Genomic DNA, 6570 nt, shown 5'->3' with positions numbered 1-6570 from the left:
GCCCCTGAGGGCGCCACGGCAAGCAAAAGAACAACAGTCAGATCAGAGCTTGCAACCGGTCTCTTCGACGGTGCGGGCTACTTTCTCGCCGTCAAATATCTGCAGGTTGTTCAGCGTGCGGATGCCATGCTCTGGATGCATGGAGCCGGAAACACCCCAGTTCGGGCTGACCATGGCCTGGTTATCGCCTTTGCGGAACGTCACCGTGCCGTTCGGGGCGTCCATGCTCATGCCGCTGAGCGCCTTGGCAACAGCCGGCCCCTCGGTGCTGCCGGCCGCTTCCATCGCCTGCTTATAGGCGTAGATGGCAGCGTACGCACCCTCAGCGTTATAGCTCGGAGGGTTGCCGTAGGCATCAAGGTAGGCTTTCACGAAGCGGTCGTTAATGTCGTTGTCGTAGGCCTCGTACCAGTAACGTGTAGACAGGTGCACTCCCTCAGGCATTTCCTCGCCCAGTGCGGTCAGTACTTCAGTCGCTGCGCCCACGGTAAACATGACCTCCAGGTCCTCTTCGAAGAACCCGCGGGTGTTTGCCTGGCGGACAAAATTGACCAGGTCACCACCCCAGACAGAGATCAGAACGCCCTCGGCGTCAGAGTCCATGACCCTGTCAATGAACGGGGTGAAATCCTCGGCGCCGAAGCGCGGGAAGTTGGTCTCCGACATCAGGTTGACGTCCGGATTGATCTCTTTGAGGTAGTTTCCGAAGAATTCCCAGGACTGATGGCCGAAGGCATAGTCCGGACCGATGGTGGTCCAGTTGGTGGCATCGGTTTCTGCAGCCACCAGCGCGGCGGCCTTCATATTCTGGGCCACGTTGACACTGATACGGTAGGTGAACGAATTACACAACTTGCCGGTGACATCCGGCGTGGCAGCGTGGGTAATGATCAGGGGTTTCTGTAACTCCGGCATGGTTGGAACCATACCCTGTGCCACGCCAGAGCTGTCCAGGCCCACGAGGGCGTCCACACCCTCCGAGTAGACCAGTTTGCGAGCGGCCTGGATGGCTACTGAAGCCTTCCCCTGGGTGTCCTCATAGACCATTTCGACCTGACGACCCAGAATGCCGCCGGAGCTGTTGATTTCATCCACTGCCAGGTTGATGCCCTTCTGGGCAAACTCACCATAGGTGGCAGCACTGCCAGAGAGGATGTAGAGGCCCCCGAGCCGAATTGGCTCCTCAGCATAACTGATACCAGCGGTACCAAGCGTAGCGGTTGCGGTCATCGCAACCAGCAGTTTCTTGATGCTTGATGTTTTCATGGTAATGCTCCTGTGTTCTTGTCTTTTTTGTCACTGGAACTTTCTGGCCTGTTAAATCAAGCCACGATTTCATTGTCATAAGTTCGTCGTTCGCGTTATCGCAACCTCCTGCTGACCATGGCCAGCGTAGTCATCAGGACAACGTGTCCCTTAGAATGTTTTTTCGGATCTTGCCAGTGGCGGTCTTGGGCAATTCACCCAACACGACCTTCCGCGGCGCCTTGAAGTGCGCCATTTGCGCCCGACAAAAGGCGATGATCTCCTCGGGCGTGGGTTCTTCGCCATCATCGATCGGATTGATAAAGGCGCAGGGAACCTCGCCCCATTTTTCGTCGGCCATCGCCACCACTGCAGCCTCAGACACTTTCGGGTGCCGGTATAGCACCTCCTCCACTTCCAGGCTGGAGATGTTTTCGCCGCCGGAGATGATCACATCCTTGGCCCGGTCGCGGATTTCGACATAATGATCCGGGTGCATGACGGCCAGATCACCGGTGTGGAACCAGCCGTCGCTGAAGGCCTTTTCGGTGGCTTCCTCATTTTTCAGGTAGCCCTTCATCACCGTGTTGCCACGAATACAGATCTCGCCCATGGCTTTTCCGTCTGCAGGCACCGCCTCCCCGCTGACCATATCCAGCACCGCAACTTCATCCAGGCCGTGCGTGGAAACGCCCTGGCGGGACATTTTTAACGCCCGTTCTTCCAGCGGCAATTGCTGCCATTCCGGCTGAGGCACACAGAGTGTCGAAGGGCCAAACGTTTCGGTCAGGCCATACAGGTGGGTGATCTGGAAGCCAATTTCCTCAGCCTTGCGAATCACACTACTGGGAGGCGCTGCGCCGCCCAGAGCAAACTGGGCTGGCCGGGAAAGTGTCAGGCTGGCGCGCCCCAGCTCCTGTATCAGCAGGTTCATCACCACCGGCGCCCCACACATGTGGGTCACGCCGTAGTCTTCGATCCGCCGGTAGATCTCCCTGCTATCCACCTCCCGAAGACACACATGGGTGCCGCCAACGGCGGTGATTGCCCAGGTATAAGCCCAGCCATTGCAGTGGAACATTGGCAGGGTCCACAGGTAGACGGTCTCGGCCGTCATGTCGAAAGCCATGGCGTTGGTCATGGCCGCCAGGTAGGCACCGCGATGGTGGTAAACCACGCCTTTGGGATTGCCTGTCGTTCCAGAGGTGTAGTTCAGGGAAATGGCATCCCACTCGTCTGTGGCATGCTGCCAGCCGGCTTCCGCATCGCCTTCCTGCAGCAAAGTTTCGTAATCAAGATCCGCCAGACCCTGGCTCTTCCCTGCCTTGCTATCGATGGCAACCAACAAGGGATTAACCTCAAGCTCGGCTACGGCGGCTCGGACCTGCTCTTCCCACTGGGTGTCGTAAAACAGAACCCGTGCTTCACCATGGGCCAGGATAAAGGACAGGGCCCCGGCATCCAGACGGATGTTGATGGCGTTCAGTACCGCACCCGACATAGGCACGGAGTAATGGGCCTCAAGCATTTCGTGGGAGTTGGGACACAGGATTGCTACCGTGTCGCCCGTCTCGATACCGCGTCGACACAGGGCACTGGCCATCTGACGGCAGCGGGCGTAAAGCTCCCGATAGGACAGGTTCATGTCATCATCAATCACCGCCAGCTTGTCCGGGTACACCCGAGCGGACCGCTGCAGCAGCGTGAGCGGGGTGAGTGGCGAATAGTTTGCGGTGGTCTTGTTCAGGTTCTTGTACTTGTTCATTTCACACCCATGTCACACCATCCGGGATTGTTCGGGTTATTTCAGGTAGCCCGGATTGTTTACTTTCAGCCGAGTCTCCGTAATTGCGCGAAGAACCGCCCGCAACTCACGGTCGCCGCCGTCGACAACGCGTTCACGAAGCGCCCTGGCCAGCGTCCGATCACCCTGCCCCGGGTCCTCCGGAAGCACGTGCCCGGCCAGAAAACGGGAGAGCATGACGTCGGTTGATTCAGGCTCTCCCGCCTCTCGCTGTTCCTGTTCGCGGATGGCCATGCCCATTGCATTGGCGATCATCAATGCCTCGTATTTGCGCTCTCCACTAAGCTTGGGAGCCAGAGAATCGAGCAACACCTGGCGAGCCTCGGCCAGCAGGTCACGAGTCTCAGGTCGATTGATCATTGCCATCCTCCAGTTCCTGAATCTGGTTCAACAGGTCATATTCCATCTGAGCGACCATGCGGCCGGTTAACGCCAGCTCGAGCGAGCGCTGCTCACCCGACATGTGACGACGCGCCTGTTGCAGGGCAATGGCGGCCCAGCGCACCAGCGCCATGACCTCCCAGTAGTTGACCCTTGCTGGACTAATGCTGGCTCCGGTTACCTCCCGGTAGCCGTCCAGAAGATCCTGTTTATCTCCAATTCCGCCCACTTCCCGTTCATCAGCGCCGAAACGCCAACTGCGACTGCAGAGCCACCCCAGGTCTTCGCAAGGGTCGCTCCAGGCGGCGAATTCCCAATCCAGAATGGCAGTCAGTCTGTCGCCGCTTATCATGTAATTGCCGGTTCGGAAATCGCAGTGGCATAGAACAGTGAGATCTGGTTCCGGGGCGTTATCCTCAAGCCAGTTCAGTGCCCACTCCAGCACCGGGTGTGGCTCACCAATCTCTTCCAGATAGCGGCGGTAAAGGGCGACCCGGCTAAGGGCCGGATTATCCGGGTTGGGCATCGCCAGAAAGTCCAGCGAATCGTCCGGCGGCCTGACGCTGTGAAGTCTCGCAAGCTCTGCGCCAAACGTTCGAACAAGAGCGCGGCGCTGCTCGTCAGTAAACTCCGACTTGACCAGCTTGCGTGGTGACGCACTCCCGGCAGCCCGAGCCATGACATAGAACACCTGCCCGGTGACCGCAGTATCCTCGCACAGCCAGAGAGGTTCAGGCGCCGTTACCCCGGCACCGAAAGCGGCCTGCAACACCCGAAATTCCTGCGGCCTGGTCAAGCTCTCGGCCACCCCGGACGGTGCGTCCTGCCTCACCACAAATTCGTGCCGCCCAGGACGGTTACCGCCCTCCAAATCCAGCGTTAGCCCGAAGTTATCCTGGATCGCCCCTCCGGAAAGCTTGTCGAAAGAGACGACCGTTGCGTCGGAGGCTCCAGTCTGCCGCACGATAAAAGTGGCAAAGGTATCCTCAAGTGCAGACATCAGGCTTCGACTCCCCAGTGCCAGAAGTCTGTACGCTCAGCCAGGAGTGTTCTCGAGAACACCATTTTGTGCACTTCCGATGCGCCATCCACCAGCCTTGCCTGGCGGGCATAGCGATAGATCCACTCCAACGGGGTATCCTTGGAGTACCCCCTGGCGCCGCAGAGCTGGATTGCCGTGTCTACCGCCTTGTGCAAGGTATCGGCCACCGACACTTTGGCCATGGAAACCTCTTTTCGGGCAAAATCACCCTGGTCCAGTTTCCAGGCAGCGTGCATGGTCAGTAATCGGCCGATCTGAATCTCCATTGCCGCCTCTCCCAGCAGCCACTGCACCCCTTCGCGTTGTGCCAGGGGCTGACCAAAGGATTCCCGGTTATCCACATAGTCGGTGGCAATCTCCAGGGAGCGTCTCGCCAGGCCCAGCCATCGCATGCAGTGGGTAAGACGGGCCGTGCCCAGTCGAATCTGGGTCACTTTGAGACCGTCACCCACCTCCATCAGCCGATTCTCGTCCGGGATTTCCAGGCCATCAAAGCGCAGCTCGCAGTGGCCGCCGTGTTCTTCCGGCCCCATGATTGGAATACGCCGGATGATCTCCCAGCCCGGATCGTCTTTGTGAAACAGGAAAGCACTCAGACCTTTGCGAGTATCTTCAGACGTGCGCGCAATCAGAATGAAATGGGAGGCTTCTGCTGCTCCGGTGATGAAGTGCTTGTGGCCATGAATCACCCAACGATCGCCCTTGCGCGTCGCGGTAGTCTGCATCATGCCGGGGTCCGAGCCACAACCGGGAGGTGGCTCGGTCATGACGAAAGACGAACGCACCCTGCCCTCAACGATGGGTTTGAGCCAACGCTCCTGTTGGGCCTCTGTCCCGACTTTCGCAAGCACGGTCATGTTGCCGTCGTCCGGTGCCGCGGAATTGAACACCACCGGCCCGAAAATCGAACGGTTCATTTCCTCGTAACAGGCAGCCATACCCGAGATATCGAGCCCCTGACCGCCCAGGCGCTCGGGAATCTGCAAGCACCACAGGCTTTGCTGCTTTGCCTTTGCACGCATCTTCTCAAGATAGTCTGTCGCAATGTTCTCGTGCTCATCGTAGGCTAACGGGTTCTGCTCCAGCGGCAATAGCTCCTGTTCGACGAAATCCCGGATGCGTTTTCGGTACGACTCGTTCCTGGGGTCCAAATTGAAATCCACAGCCCACTCCTTACAACGAGGATTGAAGATGGCCGCCATCCACCACAAGGGTGCTGCCGGTCATATAGTCGGAAAGTCCGGAAGCCAGCAGCAACAACGGACCACTCAAGTCATCAGCCTGCCCCAATCGACGCTGAGGAATACGGCGGATCATTTTCTGGCCGGGTTCACTGGCAAAGAAATCGCGGTTCAGATCGGTTTCTATGTATCCCGGCGCCAGTGCGTTAACGCGAATTCCGTAACGGGCCCATTCCAGCGCAAGGGCACGGGTCAGTTGCTCGACACCAGCTTTGGCGGCGGCATAAGGCGCCACGTTGCCGGCCACGCGATGACCAAGGATGGAAGAAATCATGATGATGCTCCCGCCCCGATTGATTGCCGAGAGACGACGGGCGGCTTCGTTGCCAACCAGCCAGCATCCCTTGAGGTTTGTGTCGATCACCCGGTCCCAATCCTGACCATTAAGATCCAGAGCCTTCTTGCTCGTTGCCACACCGGCATTGGAAACGACAACGTCCGGGATGGCGACCTCATCAGCCATGGTATTGAAGGCTTCAGAGACACTGGACTCGTTGGTGACATCCATAGTGACTACGTGGATACGATCAGCATGTTCCGGAAATTCGGCCTTGAGGGACTCAAGTGCCTCTCGGCGACGGCCACTGACAATGACGCTGGCGCCGGCTTCAACGAGACAACGAGTAAAGCTCTGACCCAAGCCACCAGCAGCACCCGTTACCAGAGCAGTCTTGCCGTCTAGCCGCATTGACCCATTTGCGTTGCCTGAATTCGTTTGATTGGAATTGTTCATATCGCGACCTCCGCCAACAAAAATAGAACGAGCGCTCGTTTTATTCAACCCTTAAATTAAATTGTTAATAAACTGGAGGCGGAAGTGCGTCACAAAGACAAGGCTCTGACTGAGACCATCTTGC

6 protein-coding genes are annotated in these 6570 nt (G+C 58.0%); all 6 read right to left on the bottom strand.

What is annotated here, in order from left to right; translation table 11 throughout:
* Nucleotides 1-42: 42 nt before the first annotated feature.
* The 6 genes from JJO78_RS07820 to JJO78_RS07795 all read right to left on the bottom strand — a co-directional run bounded on the left by JJO78_RS07820 (nucleotide 43) and on the right by JJO78_RS07795 (nucleotide 6446).
* Entirely contained in the window at nucleotides 43-1266 is a 1224-nt protein-coding gene (locus tag JJO78_RS07820; RefSeq protein ID WP_085680781.1) for an ABC transporter substrate-binding protein, read from the bottom strand.
* Nucleotides 1267-1399: 133 nt separating this feature from the next.
* Nucleotides 1400-3010 (bottom strand): long-chain-fatty-acid--CoA ligase, encoded by a 1611-nt coding sequence (locus JJO78_RS07815; protein ID WP_273623282.1) that lies wholly within the window; start codon nucleotides 3008-3010, stop codon nucleotides 1400-1402.
* A 36-nt stretch (nucleotides 3011-3046) separates the two neighbouring features.
* Complete coding sequence (locus tag JJO78_RS07810) at nucleotides 3047-3409, bottom strand: DUF6285 domain-containing protein (RefSeq protein ID WP_273623281.1); 363 nt, start codon at nucleotides 3407-3409, stop codon at nucleotides 3047-3049.
* A complete protein-coding gene (locus tag JJO78_RS07805) occupies nucleotides 3393-4430 on the bottom strand; it encodes a phosphotransferase family protein (RefSeq protein ID WP_273623280.1) in 1038 nt (345 codons plus the stop codon). Before JJO78_RS07805 ends, JJO78_RS07810 begins: the two co-directional genes overlap by 17 nt.
* Nucleotides 4430-5635, bottom strand: coding sequence for an acyl-CoA dehydrogenase family protein (locus JJO78_RS07800; protein WP_273623279.1), 1206 nt, complete (start codon nucleotides 5633-5635; stop codon nucleotides 4430-4432). Before JJO78_RS07800 ends, JJO78_RS07805 begins: the two co-directional genes overlap by 1 nt.
* A gap of 10 nt (nucleotides 5636-5645) precedes the next feature.
* Nucleotides 5646-6446 (bottom strand): SDR family NAD(P)-dependent oxidoreductase, encoded by an 801-nt coding sequence (locus JJO78_RS07795; RefSeq protein WP_085680789.1) that lies wholly within the window; start codon nucleotides 6444-6446, stop codon nucleotides 5646-5648.
* Between the last annotated feature and the right edge of the window lie 124 nt (nucleotides 6447-6570).

It is taken from the genome of Marinobacter sp. DS40M6 (assembly GCF_028581595.1).
Lineage (GTDB): Bacteria > Pseudomonadota > Gammaproteobacteria > Pseudomonadales > Oleiphilaceae > Marinobacter > Marinobacter salarius.
Note: the sequence above shows the minus strand (reverse complement) of the source record. Positions and strands in the feature narration are given on the sequence as shown.